The organism is Streptomyces sp. NPDC057743 (genome assembly GCF_042798755.1).
Taxonomy (GTDB): Bacteria; Actinomycetota; Actinomycetes; order Streptomycetales; family Streptomycetaceae; genus Streptomyces.
Genome location: NZ_JBHVJX010000009.1, coordinates 237,266 through 257,120 on the forward strand (window position 1 = coordinate 237,266; position 19,855 = coordinate 257,120).

Below are 19,855 nucleotides of genomic sequence, written 5' to 3' on the forward strand. Positions count from 1 at the left end.
CGGGCCCTCGCCCACCGGCCGGCCGCCCACCGGTGCATGATGGCCCCATGCCCGAAGGCGACACCGTCTTCCGGCTGGCGCACCGTCTCCACCAGGCGCTGGCCGGCAGCCCGCTGACCCGCTGCGACCTGCGCGTCCCGCGCCTGGCAACGGTGGACCTCACCGGCCGCGAGGTACTGGCCGTGGTGCCCCGCGGCAAACACCTGCTCACCCGCTTCGAGGGCGACCTCACCCTCCACTCCCCTCTACGGATGGACGGCGCCTGGAAGATCTACGCCCCCACCGAACGCTGGCGCGGCGGCCCCGCCCACCAGATCCGGGCGGTCCTCGGCACCGCCGAGCACACCGCCGTCGGCTACCGCCTCCCCGTCCTGGAACTCCTGCGCACCGCCGACGAGTTCCGGGTCGTCGGCCACCTCGGCCCCGACCTGCTCGGCCCGGATTGGGACCCGGCCGAGGCACTGCGCCGCCTGCTCGCCGTCCCCGACCGCCCGCTCGGCGAGGCCCTGCTCGACCAGCGGAACCTCGCCGGCCTCGGCAATGTCTACAAGTCCGAACTGTGCTTCCTGCTCGGCGCCTCCCCCTGGCTCCCGATCGACCGGCTCACCACCCCCGAACGCGCCCCGGCCCTCGCCAAGAAGCTCCTGGAAGCCAACAAGCACCGCCACGCCCGGGTCACCACCCCCAGCGCGCGCCCCGACCGACGCCTGTGGGTCTACGGCCGCGCCGGCCGCCCCTGCCTACGCTGCGGCACCCCGATCCGCACCGCCGACCAGGGCCCCACTGCCGACGAACGCGTCACCTACTGGTGCCCCACCTGCCAACCGCTGCCCCCCACCACCCCACCCCCACCCACAAGTTGACGCCCCACCAGCCACCCCAACCCCACCGAACGACCTCACCCCCGCCCCCCGTCACCCCCGCCCGCACGCCGCCACCACACCTCGGCCAGCCGCCCCGCCCTGCTCCCCCGACAGACCCGCCACACCCCCGAGATCCACGCCTCGACGGCCGCCACCGGGTCACCCCGCCCCGTACGATCCCCCGCCTCGCGCCGCCCGGTCCACGGGACGCAGTGCACCGGCAGCAGGCTGAGCCCCCAACCACCCGCCGCGACCGCCCCCTCCACCGGCCCCGCCGACCCCGGCCACAGCGCCAGCCGGCACACCGCCCACCACCACAGCCCCCCGACGAGCGCCGCGGATATCCATCGCACCGGCACGGACCTCGCCCGCCTTGCCATGCCTGCCTCCTCGGGCCGACGCTAGACCGGGCCCGCCGCCCGGCGGCAGGGGCGCACCGGCGCACGCCCAGCGCGCAAGATGCGCCCCGCAGGGCTCCGAGCGACGAGCCCGTTCCACGACCACCCGCGGCCCACGGCCAACGGGCCGCGCTCAAGCGGGCGTTGACCAACGGGCCACAGGCCACGGGCCACGGGCCGCGGGTCGCGCTCAGTGGGCCTCGGCCTGGAACATCCAGTGGTGCTTCTCCAGGTCGGCGGTCAGGCCGATGAGGATGTCCTGGGTGACCGGGTCCGGCTTGTCGGTGGCGACGATCCGCTCCCGCATCCGCGCGATGACCGCACCGAGCGCGTCCACCATGGTCCGCACCACGTCCCCGTCCTTGACCCAGCCGTCCGGGGCCTCGCTGATGCCGCTGGTCTTGGCGACCGTCGCGGACCGGCCGTCCGGCGTGACCCCGATCGCCGAGGCCCGCTCGGCCACCGTGTCGGCGTGCTGCCGCGCGACGGCGACTACCTCGTCGAGCTGAAGGTGGACGGAACGGAAGCGTGGACCGACGACGTTCCAGTGCACCTGCTTGGCGACCAGTGAGAGATCCACCAGGTCGACCAGCGCGCCCTGGAGGGCGTTGCCGACGACGGAACGGGCTTCATCGGACAGCGTGCTTGTGACCACAGACATCCAGATACTCCCTTTCAGGCGCATTCCAGGATATTCGGGCGAATATTCCGATTTAGCCCCATGGTACGGGCCGGAACTCCGCTCCGAGCAGCCCAGCCGGTCCAGCGGTGCGCAGTCCCGGACGCCGCGCGAACACAGCGAAGCCCCGACGGGCTGCTACCCGCCGGGGCTTGAAGGCCATGCAAGGGGACTGCGGTGTCAGGCCGCGACGACATCCACGACGTCGGCCGGGGACTTGATGGTCACGCGCTCCTCCGGCACACCGGTCAGGGACGCGACGGACACCGAATTGAGCTTCGGCCGCACCGGTGCGGGCACCGTGTCCGTCGCGGCCGCGGAGGCGGCCAGCTCCGCGAGTGCCAGCTCATCGCTGACCTCTCGCATCAGCTCGGACATGCGCACATCCAGCGCATCGCAGATCGCCGAGAGCAGCTCTGAGGACGCCTCCTTCTGGCCCCTCTCGACCTCGGACAAGTAGCCGAGCGACACCCGGGCGGAGGACGAGACCTCGCGCAGGGTGCGGCCTTGGCGCTGACGCTGTCGGCGCAGCACGTCACCCAGCAGGCGACGAAGCAGAATCATCGCTGGCTCCCTCCTCGGACCTCGGATGCGGATCCTTCTCGCCCCACCGTACCGCCTCGGGCCGCGGCCGTGCCGGGAGCGAGTACGTGTTCACTCAGGGCTGCAAACATCCATTCCCCCCGTGTTGTTCCGTATCCTGTGCCCGCACATTTTCCGTGAGTTCGCTCAGCAGCAGCGCGAGCACGGCCTGGACACTGTCCCGACGGATCCGGTCGCGATCCCCCGTCAGTGCCAGCCGTCGTACCTGTTCCTCGCCGTCCGGTCCCTGGACGGCCACATAGACGGTGCCCACCGGCTGTCCGTCCTGCGGCTCGGGTCCGGCGACGCCCGTGGTGGCGATGCCCCAGTCGGCGCCGAGCACCCGCCGCACCCCGCTGGCCATCTGCCGCGCGACCTCACCGTCGACCGCCCCGCGGTCCGCCAGCAGCGCGCCGTCCACACCCAGCAGTTCCCGCTTGACGTCGGTCGCGTACGCGGTGATCGCGCCGCGCACCACCCGCGAGGCACCGGGGACGCCGGTCAACTCGCCCGCGACCAGCCCGCCGGTGAGCGACTCGGCCACCGCCAGGCTCTGCCGCCGCCCCGCGAGCGCCGCCAGCGCCCCGGCCGCCGCAGAACCCGGCGCGTTCACCGGCCGTCGCCCCCGGCGTCCCGCGCGGCCCGCTCCCGGGCCAGCCCGGCCCGGTGCAGCACCACGGCCTGCCGGACGTAGTCGAGCCCGGTCGCCACCGTCAGCACCACCGCCACGGCCATCACCCACCAGCGGAAGGTGGCCAGCGGCCCGCTCAGCACCAGGACGTACATCCCGACCGCGATGCCCTGCGCCAATGTCTTGATCTTGCCGCCCCGACTGGCCGGAATCACCCCGTGCTTGATCACCCAGAACCGCATCAACGTGATGCCGAGTTCCCGGAAGAGGATCACGCCCGTGACCCACCAGGGCAGATCCCCCAGCACCGACAGACAGATCAGCGCGGCCCCCATGATCGCCTTGTCCGCGATCGGGTCGGCGATCTTGCCGAAGTCGGTGACCAGGTTGTACGTGCGCGCCAGATGCCCGTCGAAGACATCGGTGATCATGGCGATGGCGAAGGCGGCCCAGGCGAACGACCGCCAGGCCGGGCTCGCCCCCCCGTCGTGCATCATCAGCAGCACGAACGCCGGGACCAGCAGCAGCCGCAGCATCGTCAGGACGTTGGCGATGTTCCACAGCCCGGCCTGCCGGACGGCTGGCGCGGTGCGCGGCCTCCCGGCGGCGGAAGCCGAGGCTCCGCTCATCTGCCCGCCTCCTCGGTACAGCCCGTACCGTCCACCGACAGCACCTCCGCAACGAGGTCCACGCCCTCGCTCGCGACCACCTTCGCTTCGACCATACGACCGGGCCGCAGGTCGTGGGCGGTCGTGAGCAGCGTGACCCCGTCGGTCTCCGGCGCCTGGTGCGCAGCCCGCCCGACGATCCCGTCGTCCTCGTCGTCGACCCGGTCCACCAGCACCCGGACCGTCTCCCCGACCCGCTCCGCAGCGCGCTGCGCGGTCAGCTCCTCGGCCAGTCGGGAGACCCGCGCCAGCCGCTCGGCGACCACCTCCGGGTCCAGCTTGTCCTCGTAGCCGGCGGCCTCGGTGCCGTCCTCGTCGGAGTAGCCGAAGACGCCGATGGCGTCCAGCCGCGCCTCGCTCAGGAACCGCTCCAGCTCCGCCCGGTCGCTCTCGGACTCGCCGGGGAAGCCGACGATGAAGTTGGAGCGCGCGCCGGCCTGCGGCGCCTTGGTGCGAATCGTCTCCAGCAGCTCCAGGAAGCGGTCGGTGTCGCCGAACCGCCGCATCGCGCGCAGCACGCCCGGCGCCGAGTGCTGGAAGGACAGGTCGAAGTAGGGCGCGACCTTGTCGGTGCCGGTCAGCACGTCGATCAGGCCCGGCCGCATCTCGGCGGGCTGGAGGTAGCTGACCCGGATCCGCTCGATGCCGTCGACCGCGGCCAGCTCCGGCAGCAGCGTCTCCAGCAATCTGATGTCGCCCAGGTCCTTGCCGTACGAGGTGTTGTTCTCGGAGACCAGCATGATCTCCTTGACGCCCTGCTCGGCCAGCCAGCGCGTCTCGGACAGCACGTCGGAGGGCCGGCGGGAGATGAACGAACCGCGGAACGACGGAATGGCGCAGAAGGAACAGCGGCGGTCGCACCCCGAGGCCAGCTTCACCGAGGCGACCGGATCGTTGCCCAGTCGGCGGCGCAGCGGCGCCCGCGGCCCGGAGGCCGGCGCGACGCCCTCGGGGAGGTCCTGGGGCGGGGCCGCCGGCTCCTGCGCGTGGCCGGGCAGCGCGACCCCGGCGGCGTCCTGCCGCTCGGCCGGGCTGATCGGCAGCAGCTTGCGGCGGTCGCGCGGGGTGTGCGAGGCGTGGATGCCGCCGTTGAGGATGGTCTGGAGCCGGTCGGAGATGTCGGAGTAGTCGTCGAAGCCGAGCACCCCGTCCGCCTCGGGCAGCGCCTCGGCGAGCTCCTTGCCGTAGCGCTCGGCCATGCAGCCGACGGCAACCACGGCCTGGGTGCGGCCGTGATCCTTCAGATCGTTGGCTTCCAGCAGGGCGTCGACGGAGTCCTTCTTGGCGGCCTCGACGAAGCCACAGGTGTTGACGACGGCCACATCCGCGTCGGTGGCGTCCTCGACGAGCTGCCAGCCGTCCGCTGCCAGGCGGCCTGCGAGCTCCTCCGAGTCCACCTCGTTACGGGCGCAGCCAAGGGTGACAAGGGCGACGGTACGGCGTTCGGGCATAGAGCTCAGCCTACTTCGTCCCGGACACCCCCATGGCGCGCAGGTCTCCACCACCCGTCCCAAGCCACTTCGGGGCGGGCGGTGGAGACCTGTCGGCCGGTGCTTCTCAGCCCGCCTGCGGGTCTCCCGGCGTGTAGCTCAGCCGCTCCACGGAGCCCTCGTTGCCGACCTTCTTGACCTCCTTGCCGTTGACGTACAGCTGTACGGCACCGGCGTTGCCGACGACGAGATCGATCCGCTTCTTGTCGGTGAACGTCTTCGACTCCCCCTGCTTGAGCAGCCCGTCCTGCAGGAGTTTGCCGTTGGCGTCCTTGGCGGAGACCCAGCTCTGCCCGTCCTTCGCGGTCACCTTGATCGTGACCTTGTCCTTGGGCAGGCCGGCGATGGCGCCGTCGGAGGGCGCCGGCTTGGGCTGGGGCGCCCGGGGCCGGATGGTGCTGGCGGCCGGCCCGGGCTTGTCGGCCTTGGCGGTGTCGGTGGCGACCGGGGCGGCCTCGCGCTTGCCGCCGCTGCTGAAGAACGTGAAGCCGGCGAAGCCGACGACGGCCACGATCGCCGCGACCATCGCGGCGGTCCAGTTGGGGCGGCGCGGCTCCGGCCGGATCCGCTCGGCCTCGAAGAGCGGGGCGGCGACGGTCGGGGTGGGTCGGCCACCGTGGTCGGCGTCGTAGCGGGCGATCAGGGGTTGGGGGTCGAGGAAGACGGCACGGGCGAGCACTCTGATGTGTCCGCGCGCATAGACGTCACCGCCGCAGCGCGAGAAGTCGTCCTGCTCGATCGCATGCACGATCGGGATCCGCACCCGCGTCGCCGTACTGACCTCTTCGACGGTCAGTCCCGCGCCGATGCGGGCCTGCTGGAGGGCTCGACCGACCGACGGCCGGTCCGGACCGGCTGAAGGCCGGTCCTCTTCGGGGGAGTTGGGGGAGTTGCCGATGGACACGGGGGCGCCTTTCGAGCGTGTAGCCACCTGCTGGAAGTTCAGTCTAGGGGTGGTGCGAAAGGGTCGGGCAAGCGGGAGAGCGGGGTTTGTACGCCATCGGAACGCCCCGCGGCGCCGCCCCGGGACCGGCCATCCCCGCCTCCCTCAACTTGACGTGCGGGCAAGGGAAACGGTTGCCTCCGCGCGCGGAGGAAGACCCCCCGCACGTGCGTGCTACTGCGTAGCCTCCCCGCGGATGACCGCCAGCACTCCGTCCAACTCGTCCGGCTTCACCAACACATCGCGCGCCTTGGAGCCCTCGCTCGGCCCGACGATGTTCCGCGACTCCATCAGGTCCATCAACCGCCCCGCCTTGGCGAACCCGACCCGCAGCTTCCGCTGGAGCATCGACGTCGAGCCGAACTGGGTCGAGACCACCAGCTCGGCCGCCTGGCACAGCAGGTCGAGGTCGTCGCCGATGTCCTCGTCGATCTCCTTCTTCTTGGCCGTGCCGACGGTGACGTCGTTCCGGAAGACGGGCGCCATCTGGTCCTTGCAGTGCTGGACGACGGCGGCCACCTCCCCCTCGGTGACGAACGCGCCCTGCATCCGGATCGGCTTGTTCGCACCCATCGGCATGAAGAGGCCGTCGCCCTTGCCGATCAACTTCTCGGCGCCGGGCTGGTCGAGGATGACCCGGCTGTCGGCCAACGAGGAGGTCGCGAACGCCAACCGGGACGGCACGTTGGCCTTGATGAGGCCGGTGACGACATCGACCGACGGCCGCTGGGTCGCCAGCACCAGGTGGATACCGGCCGCGCGGGCCAGCTGCGTGATGCGGACGATGGAGTCCTCGACGTCCCGCGGCGCGACCATCATCAGGTCCGCCAACTCGTCCACGATCACCAGCAGATACGGGTACGCCGTCAGTTCCCGCTCGCTGCCCTCGGGGGTCTTCAGCTTGCCCGTGCGGACGGCCTCGTTGAAGTCGTCGATGTGGCGGTAGCCGAACGCCGCGAGGTCGTCGTAGCGCAGGTCCATCTCCCGCACCACCCACTGGAGCGCCTCGGCGGCCCGCTTGGGGTTGGTGATGATCGGCGTGATCAGGTGCGGGATGCCCTCGTACGCGGTCAGCTCCACCCGCTTCGGGTCGACGAGCACCATGCGGACCTCCTCGGGGGTGGCCCGCACCATGATCGACGTGATCAGGCAGTTGATGCAGGACGACTTACCCGAACCGGTCGCACCGGCGACGAGGATGTGCGGCATCTTCGCCATGTTCGCCATCACATAGCCGCCCTCGACGTCCTTGCCGAGCGCCACCAGCATCGGGTGGTCGTCCTCGGCGGCGTCCGCGAGGCGCAGCACGTCACCGACGTTGACCATCTCCCGGTCGGTGTTCGGGATCTCGATGCCGACCGCGGACTTTCCGGGGATCGGCGAGATGATCCGCACGTCCGGGGAGGCCACCGCATAGGCGATGTTCTTGGCCAGCGCCGTGATCTTCTCGACCTTCACCGCGGGGCCGAGCTCGACCTCGTACCGGGTGACCGTCGGGCCGCGGGTGAAGCCGGTGACGGATGCGGCGACCTTGAACTCGGTGAAGACGTTGGTCAGCGCGTCCACTATGGCGTCGTTGGCGGCGCTGCGGGACTTGCCCGGGCCGCCGCGGGTGAGCAGGTCCAGCGACGGCAGCGCGTAGGTGATGTCGCCGGAGAGCTGGAGCTGCTCGGCGCGTGACGGCAGGTCACCGGACGACTCCGGCGCGGCCTTGGTCAGGTCCGGCACCGGCGACTTGGTGAGGTCCAGCGCCGGCTTTTTCTCCTTGGCCTTGGCGGGCGCCGCGTCGGCGGCCGGTTCCGCGCCGCGCGCCGGCGGCACCGAGCCGCCCTCCGCCCCGGTGTCCGCGTCGCGCTCCCGGCGCTCCCCGGAGATGCCCCCGCTGAGCTCGGCGACCAGCGGCGAGGGCTGGACACCGTGCAGCACCGCGCCGTCCAACGCGGCGGCGGCCGCGGCGGCGACGTCCACCGCGTCCATCGGCCGGTCGGCCGGCCGGTCCTGGGCCCGCGGTCGGCGCCGCTTGGCCAGCGCGGCCTCCTCCAGCGCGTCCGGGTCGTCGTCCTCGGGCGCGGTGCGCCGCGGCCGGCGGGCCGGCCGCTCGCGCCACTCCTCGGCGTACTCCGCCACCACCTCGTCTTCGTGCTCGTCCTCCTCGGGCTCCAGCAGGCCCAGGCGGACACCCAGCGCCCGCAGCCGCTGCGGGATGGCGTTCACCGGCGTCGCGGTGACCACCAGCAGCCCGAAGACGGTCAGCAGCACCAGCAGCGCCACCGCCAGGGTCTGCCCGACGGTGAAGATCAACGGCTTGGACACCGCCCAGCCGACATAGCCGCCGGCGTCCTGTACGGCGGCGAGCCCGTCGCCCCGCCCCGGGGACCCGCAGGCCATCGCCACCTGCCCGAGCACCCCGGCCACCAGCGCCGTGAGCCCGATGAGGATCCGGCCGTTGGCCTCCGGCTGCTCCGGGTGCCGGATGAGCCGCACCGCGATCCCGCCGAGCAGTATCGGCACGACCAGGTCCAGCCGCCCGAACGCGCCGGTGACCAACAACTCGACGAGATTGCCGACCGGGCCGGAGAGGTTGGACCAGGTACCCGCCGCGACGACCAGCGCCAGGCCGAGCAGCAACAGCGCCAGCCCGTCCTTGCGGTGCGCGGGATCGAGGTTCTTGGCGCCGCGGCCGAAGCCGCGGAAGACCGCGCCGATGGTGTGCGCGGCGCCGAGCCAACAGGCACGCGCGAGGCGGTAGACGCCACCGGTCGGCGACGGCGCCGGCCGCGGCGCGGCCTTCTTGGCGGGCGCCTTCCGCGCCGGCGCCTTCTTGGCCGGGGCCTTCTTCGCCGCCGCGGCCTTCTTGGCCGGCGGTCGCTTCGCGGTCGCCTTCTTCGCGGGCGTCTTCTTGGCGGCGGCCTTCTTCGCGCCGCCCCCGGACTGTCCGACGCGCGGCTTCGAGGGGCCCGCCGTGCGCTGCGTTCCCTTGCCGGACGTACGTGAAGCCATGCCGACGAGATTACAGGCGCCGGCGCACAGGGCACGAGCGCACGGCGCTTCACCCATTCGTGTCGCACGCCGGGCTCATGAGGGGCCGTCAGAAGCCCGCGCGGGCTCCGTCAGCCGGTGGGCGCCCCGGCACCGGGCTCCAGGGCGTCCAAGGCCCTTCGCAGGCCGGTGAGTTTGCGCTCCAGATGCGCGGCGGTGGCCACCGCCGCGGCGTCCGCGGACTCGTCGAGCTGTTTGGACAGCGCCTCGGCCTGCTCCTCGACGGCAGCCAGCCGCGCGGAGAGCTCGGCAAGCAGCCCGGCCGACTCCTTGGTCTCGCCGACACCCTGCCGACCGCCCTCCAACTGGAGCCTCAGCAACGCGGCCTGCTCACGCAGTTGGCAGTTCTTCATGTAGAGGTCGACGAAGACCGACACCTTCGCGCGCAGCACCCACGGGTCGAACGGCTTGGAGATGTAGTCGACCGCGCCGGCCGCGTAGCCGCGGAAGGTGTGGTGCGGGCCGTGGTTGATCGCCGTGAGGAAGATGATCGGGATGTCGCGGGTGCGCTCCCGCCGCTTGATGTGCGCGGCGGTCTCGAAGCCGTCCATCCCCGGCATCTGCACGTCGAGCAGAATCACCGCGAAGTCGTCGGTGAGCAGTGCTTTGAGCGCTTCCTCCCCAGACGATGCCCGCACCAGTGTCTGATCGAGCGCGGAGAGGATCGCCTCCAGCGCCAGCAGATTCTCCGGCCGGTCATCGACCAGGAGGATCTTGGCCTTCTGCACCATGGCCCGTCCTCCTCGCCCCGGCATGGAACCGGACGCCGCCCCAGGGGACGACTCCGTCACGCCGCCCGTCCTTGTGCCGGTCATGGTAGCTGCACCCCGCCTGTCGCCACACCCTGTCACCGCGATGTCACTGTGCACGTAGCGGAAACGCAGCGAGAGACGAGAAGGTTCCCCGAATCCCGCGCCCCCACACGCCCACGGCCACACTCAGTCAGCACGCGATGATCCTCTTTCGGCATCCATAGTGGACGCCCGAGGGACGCCCCGTCACCTCTGGCGCATCCAGTGCTCCATGACCGACAGGAGATGATCGGTGTCCACCGGCTTGGTCACGTAGTCCGACGCCCCGGAGTCGATGCTCTTCTCCCGGTCGCCCTTCATCGCCTTCGCGGTCAGCGCGATGATGGGCAGTCCGGCAAACTGCGGCATCCGTCGGATCGCCGCGGTGGTCGCGTAACCGTCCATCTCCGGCATCATGATGTCCATCAGGACCAGCACGATGTCGTCGTGCTGCTCCAACACCTCAATGCCCTCACGGCCGTTCTCCGCGTACAGCACCGACAGCCCGTGCTGCTCCAGGACGCTGGTGAGCGCGAAGACGTTGCGGATGTCGTCGTCGACGATCAGCACCTTCTCGCCGTGGAAGCCGCCCTCGAAGCCCGGGTCGACCAGATCCTGCCCGTTGCCGAGCCAGGACTCCTCCGACTGTTGGGCGACCGGCCCGGCCGCGGCCGCGGGCGGCTGCGGCGCACCGGCGGCGGGCTGGCCGGGCAGCGCCGGCCGTCGCGCACCGCCGGAAACCGCCCTGCGGCGGCGCCGGTTGAGGCTGCCGGCCCCCGACTCGTGCGGCGGCTCCTCGCCTTCCTGGAGGCCGTTCTCGGTCTCCCGCGCCTCGGCGTCCATCGCCAGCCCGCCGGCCACGAGTTGGGGGTAGCCCTGCGGCGGCAGCCCGCCCGGGCTGTGCGGCAGGTACAGGGTGAACGTCGAGCCGCGATTGGGCTCGCTCTGGACGTGGATCTCACCGCCCAACAGGCGGGCGATCTCCCGGCTGATGGACAGGCCCAGGCCGGTGCCCCCGTACTTGCGGCTGGTGGTGCCGTCCGCCTGCTTGAACGCCTCGAAGATGACCCGCATCTTGCTCGGCGCGATGCCGATGCCGGTGTCGGTCACCGAGAAGGCGATCATCGCGGCGTCCGGGTCGCGCAGCGAACCGTGCTCCAGCAACTGCTCGCGGATGGCCAGCGGAACGTCCGCCCCGGCCGGCCGGATCACCAGCTCGACGGCGCCGCTGTCGGTGAACTTCACCGCGTTGGACAGCAGGTTGCGCAGCACCTGGAGGAGCCGCTGCTCGTCGGTGTGCAGCGTGGCGGGCAGCTCCGGGGAGACCCGGACGGAGAAGTCCAGGCCCTTCTCGGCCGTCAGCGGACGGAACGTCGCCTCGACGTAGTCGACGAGCTGCACCAGCGCGATCCGGGTCGGCGAGACGTCCATCTTGCCCGCCTCGACCTTCGACAGGTCCAGGATGTCGTTGATCAGTTGGAGCAGGTCCGAACCGGCGCCGTGGATGGTCTCGGAGAACTCCACCTGCTTCGGCGAGAGGTTCCCCTCCGCGTTGTCGGCCAGCAACTTGGCGAGAATCAGCAGGGAGTTCAGCGGCGTCCGCAGCTCGTGCGACATGTTCGCCAGGAACTCCGACTTGTAGCGCATGGAGACCGCGAGCTGCTCGGCGCGCTCCTCCAGGACCTGCCGTGCCTCCTCGATCTCGGTGTTCTTCACCTCGATGTCGCGGTTCTGCTGCCGCAGTTGCTCGGCCTTCTCCTCCAGTTCGGAGTTGGACAGCTCCAGGGCCTTCTGCCGGCTCTCCAACTCCGCGGAGCGCTCGCGCAGTTGCTCGGTCAACTCCTGTGACTGCGCCAGCAACACCTCGGTCTTGGTGTTCACCGAGATGGTGTTGACGCTGGTCGCGATCATCTCGGCGATCTGACTGAGGAAGTCCTTCTGGATCTGCGTGAACGGCTGGAAGGACGCCAGCTCGATCACCCCGAGCACCTTGTCCTCGAAGAGGACCGGCAGCACGATGATGTTGGCCGGCGGCGCCTCGCCCAGCCCGGACGCGATCTTGAGGTACCCGGAGGGCACGTTCTCCACCAGGATCGTGCGGCCCTCCTCGGCCGCCGTCCCGATCAGCGTCTCCCCCGGCTTGAACGTCGTCGGCATCTCGCCCATGGCATAGCCGTACGAGCCCGTCAGCCGCAGCTCGTACCCGCCGTCGCCGTTGGAGCCGATCTCCTGGGCGTCGGGGCGCGCGGCGAGGAAGAACGCGCCGTGCTGCGCGGAGACCGCGGGCGACAGCTCGCTCATGATGAGGGTGGCGACGTCCTTGAGGTCGCGGCGGCCCTGCATCAGACCGGAGATCCGGGCCAAGTTGCCCTTCAGCCAGTCCTGTTCCTCGTTGGCGAGCGTGGTCTCCCGGAGCGTGGAGATCATGGTGTTGATGTTGTCCTGGAGCTCCAGGATCTCGCCGGCCGCGTCCACGTCGATGCGGACGTTGTGGTCGCCGAGGGTCACCGCCGCGGCGACCGCGGCGATGGCGCGCACCTGCCGGGTGAGGTTCCCGGCCATCTCGTTCACCGACTCCGTCAGGTCCTTCCAGGTGCCGGCAACGCCGCGTACCTGCGCCTGACCGCCCAACTGCCCCTCCGTGCCCACCTCGCGGGCCACCCTGGTGACCTGCTCGGCGAACGAGGACAGCTGGTCGACCATCGTGTTGATGGTGGTCTTCAGCGCCAGGATCTCGCCCCGCGCATCGATGTCGATCTTCTTGGTCAGATCGCCCTTGGCGATGGCGGTGGTGACCATGGCGATGTTGCGGACCTGGCCCGTCAGGTTGTTGGCCATGGAGTTCACCGACTCGGTGAGGTCCTTCCACGTGCCGGCGACGCCGGGGACGCGGGCCTGGCCGCCCAGGATGCCGTCGGTGCCCACCTCACGGGCCACCCGGGTCACCTCGTCGGCGAACGACGACAGCGTGGTCACCATGGTGTTGACGGTGTCGGCGAGCTGCGCGACCTCGCCGCGCGCCTCGACCGTGACCTTCTTCGTCAGATCGCCGTTGGCGACCGCCGCCGAGACCTGGGAGATGTTCCGCACCTGGATGGTCAGGTTGTTGGCCATCAGGTTGACGTTGTCGCTGAGGTCCTTCCAGATGCCGGTCACGCCCGGAACCCGTGCCTGACCGCCGAGTTGACCCTCCGTACCGACCTCACGGGCCACCCGCGTCACCTGCTCCGCGAACAGCGAGAGCTGGTCGACCATGGTGTTCACGGTCGTGACGAGTTCGAGGATCTCGCCCTTGGCGTCGACGGTGATCTTCTTCGACAGGTCACCGCGGGCCACCGCGGTGGTCACCTCGCCGATGTTGCGCACCTGCGAAGTCAGGTTGTTCGCCATGAAGTTGACGGACTGGGTGAGGTCCTTCCAGGTGCCGCTGACACCCTGGACCTCGGCCTGGCCGCCGAGGATGCCCTCGGTACCGACCTCGCGGGCGACCCGGGTGACCTCCTCCGCGAACGAAGAGAGCTGGTCCACCATGGTGTTGAGGGTGTTCTTCAGCTCCAGGATCTCGCCGCGGGCGTCCACGTCGATCTTCTGCGAGAGGTCACCGCGCGCCACCGCCGTGGCGACCTGCGCGATGTTGCGCACCTGGGCGGTGAGGTTGCCGGCCATGCCGTTCACCGAGTCGGTCAGATCGCGCCAGACGCCGGCGACGCCCGGCACCTGCGCCTGACCGCCCAACCGGCCCTCGGTACCCACCTCGCGGGCGACCCGGGTCACCTGCTCGGCGAAGGCGGAGAGCTGGTCGACCATCGTGTTGATGGTGTTCTTGAGCTCCAGGATCTCGCCGCGCGCATCGACGTCGATCTTCTGCGAGAGGTCGCCGCGCGCCACCGCCGTCGTCACCTGGGCGATCTGCCGCACCTGTGAAGTCAGGTTCCCGGCCATGAAGTTGACGGAGTCGGTCAACTCCTTCCAGGTGCCGCTGACGCCGTCCACCCGCGCCTGACCGCCCAGCCGGCCCTCGGTGCCCACGTCCCTGGCCATGCGGGTGACCTGGTCCGCGAACGACGACAGCTGATCCACCATGGTGTTCACGGTGTTCTTCAGCTTGAGCATCTCGCCGGAGACGTCGACCGTGACCTTCTGCGACAGGTCGCCATTGGCCACCGCGGTGGTCACCTGCGCGATGTTGCGCACCTGCCCGGTCAGGTTCCGGAAAGCGGTATTGACGGAGTCGGTGAGGTCCTTCCACGTACCGGCCGCGCCCGGCACCGCGGCCTGGCCGCCCAGTTCACCCTCGACGCCGATCTCCCGCGCCACCCGGGTCACTTCGGAACCGAACGCGGAGAGCTGATCCACCATCGTGTTGACGGTGTTCTTCAACTCCAGCATCTCGCCCGCGACATCGACGGTGACCTTCTGCGACAGATCACCGTTGGCCACCGCGGTGGTCACCTGCGCGATGTCCCGCACCTGACCGGTCAAGTTCCGGAAGGCGTTGTTGACCGAATCGGTGAGGTCCTTCCAGGTGCCGGCGGCGCCCGGCACCTGCGCCTGACCACCGAGCAGACCCTCGGCCCCGACCTCGTTCGCGACCCGCGTCACCTCGTCGGCGAAGGTACGCAGCGTCTCCGTCATGGTGTTGATGGTCTCGGCCAGCTGCGCCACCTCGCCGCGGGCGCTGACCGTGACCTTCTGCGACAGGTCGCCATTGGCGACCGCGGTGGTGACCTGGGCGATACCGCGCACCTGCGCGGTCAGATTGCCCGCCATGAGATTGACGGAATCGGTCAGGTCCTTCCACACCCCGGCGACACCGGGAACCTGGGCCTGGCCGCCCAGTTCGCCCTCGGTGCCCACCTCACGGGCAACCCGCGTCACCTCGGACGCGAACGAGGAGAGCTGGTCCACCATCGTGTTGACGGTGTTCTTCAACTCCAACATCTCGCCGGCGACGTGGACGGTCACCTTCCGCGACAGATCGCCCTTGGCGACGGCGGTGGTAACGAGAGCGATGTCACGTACCTGCGCGGTCAGCCGGGACGCCATCGTATTGACGGAATCCGTCAGGTCCTTCCACGAACCCGACATTCCGCGCACCCGCGCCTGGCCGCCCAGCTTGCCCTCGGTGCCGACCTCGCTGGCCACCCGCGTGACCTCGTCGGTGAAGGCGGAGAGTTGGTCCACCAGACCGTTGACGGTCCGCCCCACCTTCAGGAACTCACCGCGCAGGGGATGCTCCGAAGAGCTGTCCGAACTCCGCGAGCGCAGATCCATCCGCTGCTCAAGGTCGCCCTCGGAGACCGCGGACAGCACCCGCCCCACCTCGGAGACCGGCCGCACCAGGTCGTCGACCAGCGCGTTGGACGCCTCGATGGCCGCCGCCCAGGAGCCCTCGGCCGCGCCCGCCTCCAGCCGCTCTGTGAGCTTGCCCTCACGCCCGACCACCCGGCGCACCCGCGCCAGCTCACCGGTGAGATGGAGATTGCGGTCGGCGACCTCGTTGAAGACCGCCGCGATCTCCGACATCACGCCCTCGCCGGAAACCGTCAGCCGCTTGCGGAAGTTCCCGTCCCGCATCGCGACGAGCGCGGCGAGCAGCCGGTTCAGCGCGGCCGTATCAACCTCGGTCGTCCCATTACTCCGGGATCGTCCGCCTTTCGCGCGCGTGCCAGTGCCCCGCGCCGCTACGCCAGACTCCACCGTGTCCCTCCCGCAGGGTCGACCGTTCTCACCGGGCTCTCTCTTCATGCTTGCCCAGTGTTTCACCATGGCCCAACCAGGCCATAACAGTTCGGCAGCATCGCATACCGTCCCGACGCACGATTGGGGCGAAAGACACGTGACCGGCATCCCCGGGCCCGGCGAAGGTAAGTAACCTGGCATACGGCTGTCCACCCGCCCCGGTCATCGGGCACGGGCGGGTGCGAGCACGACAGGTATTCGGAGGGGCACCGCGACCATGGGGGAGCAGATCACCGACACACGCATGAGGAGACCAGTGATCACCGCGCGGGCCGCCGCCACTTTCGAGCCGGTCGGGCGCTCGGTCGCCACTGCCCGTGCCTTCGTCCGCGACACCCTCCAGGGCTGGGGCTACGCCGACATCGTCGACGACGCCGTCGTCCTCACCAGCGAACTGGTCACCAATGCCGTGGTGCACGCCGGCACCGCCGCCGACGTGCTCTGCCTGCGCACCGACAACGGCGTCCGGATCTCCGTCGCCGACCGCTACCCCGAGCGCGAGATCCCCCTCCAGAGCACCGGCCCGGCCATGGTCCACCCCGACCGCGAGGGCGGCCGGGGCCTGCTGCTGTGCGGCGCACTGGCCGCCCGTTGGGGCGTGGAGTACACCACCGCCCAAAAACACGTCTGGTTCCACCTCGACCTCCCCGAACGCCCGGCCGGCACCCGCTCGGCCGGCCCCGCCCTCCCCGTTGACGCCCTGCCCGTCACCGACGCCCGGGTGCGGGTCGCGGTGGTGCAGATCGACCGCGGCGGCTGCGTCACGTTCTGGAACGAGGACGCCGCCGACCTCTTCGGCTACGAGCCCGAGCAGGTCATCGGCAAGCCCCTCACCGACTTCGCCGCCTGGCCACACACCCCCGGCACCGGCACCGGCATCGCCGAGGCGCTCCTGCTCTCCCGTTGGGAGGGCTCCTACGGCATAAGGGGAGCCGACGGCCGGGTCGTTCCCGTCTACGCCTCCCACCTCCGGGTCCGCGACGTCGACGGCGAGGCGTCCACCGTCTGCCTCCTGGTCCGCGACCACGAACGCGCCATCCTCCAGAGCCCCGGCCGGCCCCCGACCACCGACGGCAACGCCCCCACCGAGGGTCGCCCCGCCGACCCGTTCGAGGTCTTCATCGGCTCCCCCGCCCCCGACGACCTCGACGGCCTGCTCCAACGCACCGTCGAGCGCGCCCGCGACATGCTCGACGGCGACGCCGCCTACCTCCTGCTGGCCACCGACGACGAGACCGAGTTGGAGGTCCGCGCCTCCACCGGCCTGCCCTCCGCCCGCCAACGCTTCGCCCGGGTCCCCGTCGAGGCCGGCTCCGGCCGCTACGGCTCCGCCCGCATGCCCGCCGTCCACGAGGACCTCACCGCCGTCCCCGGCGCCGTCCCCCTCCTCGCCGGCACCGGCATGCGCTCGGTCGTCACCGTCCCGCTCAAGGTCGAGGGCCGGCTCACCGGCTCCCTCGGCGTCGCCGCGGAGAGCGCCGCCCGGTATACCAACGAGGAGGCGCTGCGCCTCCAGTTCGCCGCCGACCGCATCGCCCTCGCCGTCGAACGGGCCCGCCTCACCGAGCTGGAGAAGCTCCGCCGCGGCTCCCTCTCCTTCCTCGTCGAGGCGTCCGACCTCCTGGCCGGCACCCTCGACCGCGACCAAACCCTGGCCCTCATGGCCCAGATGACGGTCCCCACCCTCGCCACCTGGTGCGCCGTCTACACCGTCGCCGACCAGGCATCGGAACCCGAACTCTCCTACGTCCTCCACGAGGACGAGGACCGCATCGACGGCCTCAAGACCCTGCTGAAGAAGGTCGATCCACCGGAGCCCGACCCCACCCCCGGCGCCCGCGTCTGGACCGCCCCCGCCGACGCCGCCCACGACGCGGCCCTGCGCACCTCGTTGCGCAGCCTCGGCCTGGAGGAGTCCGCCCGCCCCTCCAAGGGGCCCGGCGCCACCCTCGCCACCGCCTCCGCCGTCGGCGGCGAGACCGTCGTCCTCCCCCTCGTCGCCCGCAACCGCGTCATCGGCATGCTCACCCTCGGCAAGCCCACCGAGGAACACTTCCGCCAGGAGATTCTCGAACTCGCCGAGGACCTCTCCCGCCGGGCCGCCCTCGCACTGGACAACGCCCGCCTCTACAGCGAGCGCACCGCCATCAGCCAGTCCCTCCAGCGCAGCCTGTTGCCCCCGGAACTCCCCGACATCCCGGGCGTCGAGACCGAGGTCATCTACCGCGCCGCCGGCGAGGGCAACGAGGTCGGCGGCGACTTCTACGACCTCTTCCCGATCCGCAACGGCGCCTACGGCTTCGCCATCGGGGACGTCTGCGGCACCGGCCCGGAGGCCGCCGCCGTCACGGGCCTGGCCCGGCACGCCCTCCGCCTGCTCGCCCGAGAGGGCTTCGGCGGCCCCGCCGTCCTGGAGCGGCTCAACGCCGCCATCCTCGACGAGGGCGCCCGCAGCCGCTTCCTGACGCTCCTTTACGGCGAGCTCTGGCCCCAGGAGGACGGCAGCGCCCTCCTCAAGGTCGTCTGCGCCGGCCACCCTCTCCCGCTCCGCCTCCGCCAGGACGGCACGGTCGAACCGGCCGCCGAACCACAGCCGTTGCTCGGCGTCATGGACGACCTCGAACTCTACGAACAGACCGTCACCCTCGACCCGGGCGACGTCCTGCTGTGTGTCACCGATGGCGTCACCGAACGCCGCGAGGGCACCCGCATGCTCGGCGACGACGGCCTCACCGACGTCCTGACGACGTGTACGGGCCTCACGGCCGGCGCGGTCGCCGCCCGCGTGCTGCGCGCCGTGGAACGCTTCGCCGCCGAACCGGCCTCCGACGACATGGCCATCCTCGCCCTGCGCGTCCCCGAACTCCCCGCCGCCTAAACCGTATTCATCCAGCCCCCGCCGAACTCCCGGCGGGGGCAACCCCTTTACCCATACCTGTCCACACAACGAAAAAGTCCCCCACCAACCGGTGGAGGACTTTCCCTTATCAGAGCCCCAAAACGGAATCGAACCGTTGACCTTCTCCTTACCATGGAGACGCTCTGCCGACTGAGCTATTGGGGCCGGCAACGAGATAAATACTACCCCACTCTCGGGGGAATTCCGAACCAGCCCCGCACCCGCCTCAACAACCGCCCAGAGAACGGGCCTAGAGCGCCGGTTGCAGCAATCCGCCCAACGCATTGCAGGCTCCCGCCATCCGCTGCACCGACCGCCGCGTCATCCCCGCGTCCAACGGCAGCGCCAACGTCTCGTCAACGGCCCGCTCGGTCTCCGGCAGAAAGACGTCCTGCCGCAGCCCCGGCACCCGGTAGACGGGCGCCTGCACCGGCGCCCGGCAGGCAACTCCCTTGGCCCGCAGGGCCCGTGCGAACGCGTCCCGGTCCGGCCGCCCGTTCCCCGGCACCCGCACCACATACTTCTCGTAGGTGTGCCCGGAAGCCGGTGCCGGCGTCCGCACGCCGCTCAACCGCCCGTCCAGATACCCGGCGTGCTCCCGCCGCAGCTCGGCCTCCTCCGGCCGCGCCCCCGGCTCGTCCTCGACCAGCACCAACAGCCCATGCCGCTGGCCCACTTCACGGATCCACGCCACGTCAGCGGGCCGCCCGAACCGGTGCACCGCCACCACCGCGGCGGTCCGACGGGTCACCGCATCCGCCACCGCGGCCGGATCCAGGCAGTAACTGTCGCCGTCCACATCGGCGAACACCGGCACCGCCCCCAACTCCACCACGGCCTGGGCGACTTCGGCACTGCCGAAGGCCGGCACCACCACCTCGTCACCAGCGCGGACACCGGCCGACCTGAGCGTTCCCACTGTCCCCATGCCGCGGAGCATGTCCAGGTCAGTTGAACGTAAAGTTACGGCCAACACCTGACATCACAAACAAAAAAGCTCCGGCCCCTGAACACAAAGTCCAGAGACCGGAGCCTAAAAAAAGTTCGGCGGCGTCCTACTCTCCCACAGGGTCCCCCCTGCAGTACCATCGGCGCTGAAAGGCTTAGCTTCCGGGTTCGAAATGTAACCG

Annotated in this window: 13 protein-coding genes, 1 tRNA gene and 1 rRNA gene; 2 read left to right on the forward strand and 13 right to left on the reverse strand. The window is 70.7% G+C overall.

Translation table 11 applies throughout. The features are described from left to right. Positions 1-47 precede the first annotated feature (47 nt). Positions 48-863, forward strand: a complete 816-nt coding sequence (locus ACFVFQ_RS13195) for a DNA-formamidopyrimidine glycosylase family protein (protein WP_383413602.1) — start codon at positions 48-50, stop codon at positions 861-863. A 35-nt stretch (positions 864-898) separates the two neighbouring features. Here ACFVFQ_RS13195 and ACFVFQ_RS13200 read toward each other — a convergent pair whose 3' ends face one another. The 10 genes from ACFVFQ_RS13200 to ACFVFQ_RS13245 all read right to left on the reverse strand — a co-directional run bounded on the left by ACFVFQ_RS13200 (position 899) and on the right by ACFVFQ_RS13245 (position 15,784). Beyond that, the gene (locus tag ACFVFQ_RS13200) at positions 899-1,243 is read right to left on the reverse strand and encodes a hypothetical protein (protein WP_383413605.1); all 345 of its coding nucleotides are present in this window, start codon (positions 1,241-1,243) and stop codon (positions 899-901) included. Between the two features lie 208 nt (positions 1,244-1,451). Then, a complete protein-coding gene (locus ACFVFQ_RS13205) occupies positions 1,452-1,922 on the reverse strand; it encodes a Dps family protein (RefSeq protein ID WP_383413608.1) in 471 nt (156 codons plus the stop codon). Between the two features lie 198 nt (positions 1,923-2,120). After that, complete coding sequence (locus tag ACFVFQ_RS13210; protein ID WP_100603824.1) at positions 2,121-2,504, reverse strand: helix-turn-helix domain-containing protein; 384 nt, start codon at positions 2,502-2,504, stop codon at positions 2,121-2,123. Between the two features lie 94 nt (positions 2,505-2,598). Then, complete coding sequence (locus ACFVFQ_RS13215) at positions 2,599-3,135, reverse strand: CinA family protein (protein ID WP_383413612.1); 537 nt, start codon at positions 3,133-3,135, stop codon at positions 2,599-2,601. Next, positions 3,132-3,782, reverse strand: a complete 651-nt coding sequence (pgsA, locus tag ACFVFQ_RS13220) for a CDP-diacylglycerol--glycerol-3-phosphate 3-phosphatidyltransferase (RefSeq protein ID WP_383413616.1) — start codon at positions 3,780-3,782, stop codon at positions 3,132-3,134. The genes ACFVFQ_RS13215 and pgsA overlap by 4 nt, the downstream gene beginning before the upstream one ends. Then, a complete protein-coding gene (gene rimO, locus ACFVFQ_RS13225) occupies positions 3,779-5,272 on the reverse strand; it encodes a 30S ribosomal protein S12 methylthiotransferase RimO (protein WP_383413619.1) in 1,494 nt (497 codons plus the stop codon). The genes pgsA and rimO overlap by 4 nt, the downstream gene beginning before the upstream one ends. A gap of 106 nt (positions 5,273-5,378) precedes the next feature. Continuing rightward, positions 5,379-6,215, reverse strand: coding sequence for a helix-turn-helix domain-containing protein (locus ACFVFQ_RS13230; protein WP_383413622.1), 837 nt, complete (start codon positions 6,213-6,215; stop codon positions 5,379-5,381). Between the two features lie 213 nt (positions 6,216-6,428). After that, positions 6,429-9,254 (reverse strand): DNA translocase FtsK, encoded by a 2,826-nt coding sequence (locus ACFVFQ_RS13235; RefSeq protein WP_383413626.1) that lies wholly within the window; start codon positions 9,252-9,254, stop codon positions 6,429-6,431. A gap of 110 nt (positions 9,255-9,364) precedes the next feature. Then, a complete protein-coding gene (locus tag ACFVFQ_RS13240) occupies positions 9,365-10,024 on the reverse strand; it encodes a two-component system response regulator (protein ID WP_274912892.1) in 660 nt (219 codons plus the stop codon). A gap of 267 nt (positions 10,025-10,291) precedes the next feature. Beyond that, on the reverse strand, positions 10,292-15,784 hold the full coding sequence (locus ACFVFQ_RS13245) for a HAMP domain-containing protein (RefSeq protein ID WP_383413629.1): 5,493 nt from the start codon (positions 15,782-15,784) through the stop codon (positions 10,292-10,294). Between the two features lie 298 nt (positions 15,785-16,082). Here ACFVFQ_RS13245 and ACFVFQ_RS13250 point away from each other — a divergent pair, with 298 nt between their 5' ends. Further along, positions 16,083-18,704 (forward strand): SpoIIE family protein phosphatase, encoded by a 2,622-nt coding sequence (locus tag ACFVFQ_RS13250; RefSeq protein WP_383413683.1) that lies wholly within the window; start codon positions 16,083-16,085, stop codon positions 18,702-18,704. A 113-nt stretch (positions 18,705-18,817) separates the two neighbouring features. Here the strand turns inward: ACFVFQ_RS13250 and ACFVFQ_RS13255 are convergent. The 3 genes from ACFVFQ_RS13255 to rrf form a co-directional block, all read right to left on the reverse strand. Next, a tRNA-Thr gene (locus ACFVFQ_RS13255) sits at positions 18,818-18,890 on the reverse strand. Between the two features lie 85 nt (positions 18,891-18,975). Continuing rightward, positions 18,976-19,653, reverse strand: a complete 678-nt coding sequence (locus ACFVFQ_RS13260; protein ID WP_383413632.1) for a DegT/DnrJ/EryC1/StrS family aminotransferase — start codon at positions 19,651-19,653, stop codon at positions 18,976-18,978. A gap of 114 nt (positions 19,654-19,767) precedes the next feature. Beyond that, positions 19,768-19,855, reverse strand: a 5S ribosomal RNA gene (rrf, locus tag ACFVFQ_RS13265); the annotation flags it as partial.

Excerpts from the sequence above, each read along its gene's own strand:
- ACFVFQ_RS13195 (WP_383413602.1), top strand. The coding sequence starts at position 48 with ATGCCCGAAGGCGACACCGTCTTCCGGCTGGCGCACCGTCTCCACCAG.
- ACFVFQ_RS13200 (WP_383413605.1), bottom strand. The coding sequence starts at position 1,243 with ATGGCAAGGCGGGCGAGGTCCGTGCCGGTGCGATGGATATCCGCGGCG.
- ACFVFQ_RS13205 (WP_383413608.1), bottom strand. The coding sequence starts at position 1,922 with ATGTCTGTGGTCACAAGCACGCTGTCCGATGAAGCCCGTTCCGTCGTC.
- ACFVFQ_RS13210 (WP_100603824.1), bottom strand. The coding sequence starts at position 2,504 with ATGATTCTGCTTCGTCGCCTGCTGGGTGACGTGCTGCGCCGACAGCGT.
- pgsA (WP_383413616.1), bottom strand. The coding sequence starts at position 3,782 with ATGAGCGGAGCCTCGGCTTCCGCCGCCGGGAGGCCGCGCACCGCGCCA.
- rimO (WP_383413619.1), bottom strand. The coding sequence starts at position 5,272 with ATGCCCGAACGCCGTACCGTCGCCCTTGTCACCCTTGGCTGCGCCCGT.
- ACFVFQ_RS13235 (WP_383413626.1), bottom strand. The coding sequence starts at position 9,254 with ATGGCTTCACGTACGTCCGGCAAGGGAACGCAGCGCACGGCGGGCCCC.
- ACFVFQ_RS13240 (WP_274912892.1), bottom strand. The coding sequence starts at position 10,024 with ATGGTGCAGAAGGCCAAGATCCTCCTGGTCGATGACCGGCCGGAGAAT.
- ACFVFQ_RS13260 (WP_383413632.1), bottom strand. The coding sequence starts at position 19,653 with ATGGGGACAGTGGGAACGCTCAGGTCGGCCGGTGTCCGCGCTGGTGAC.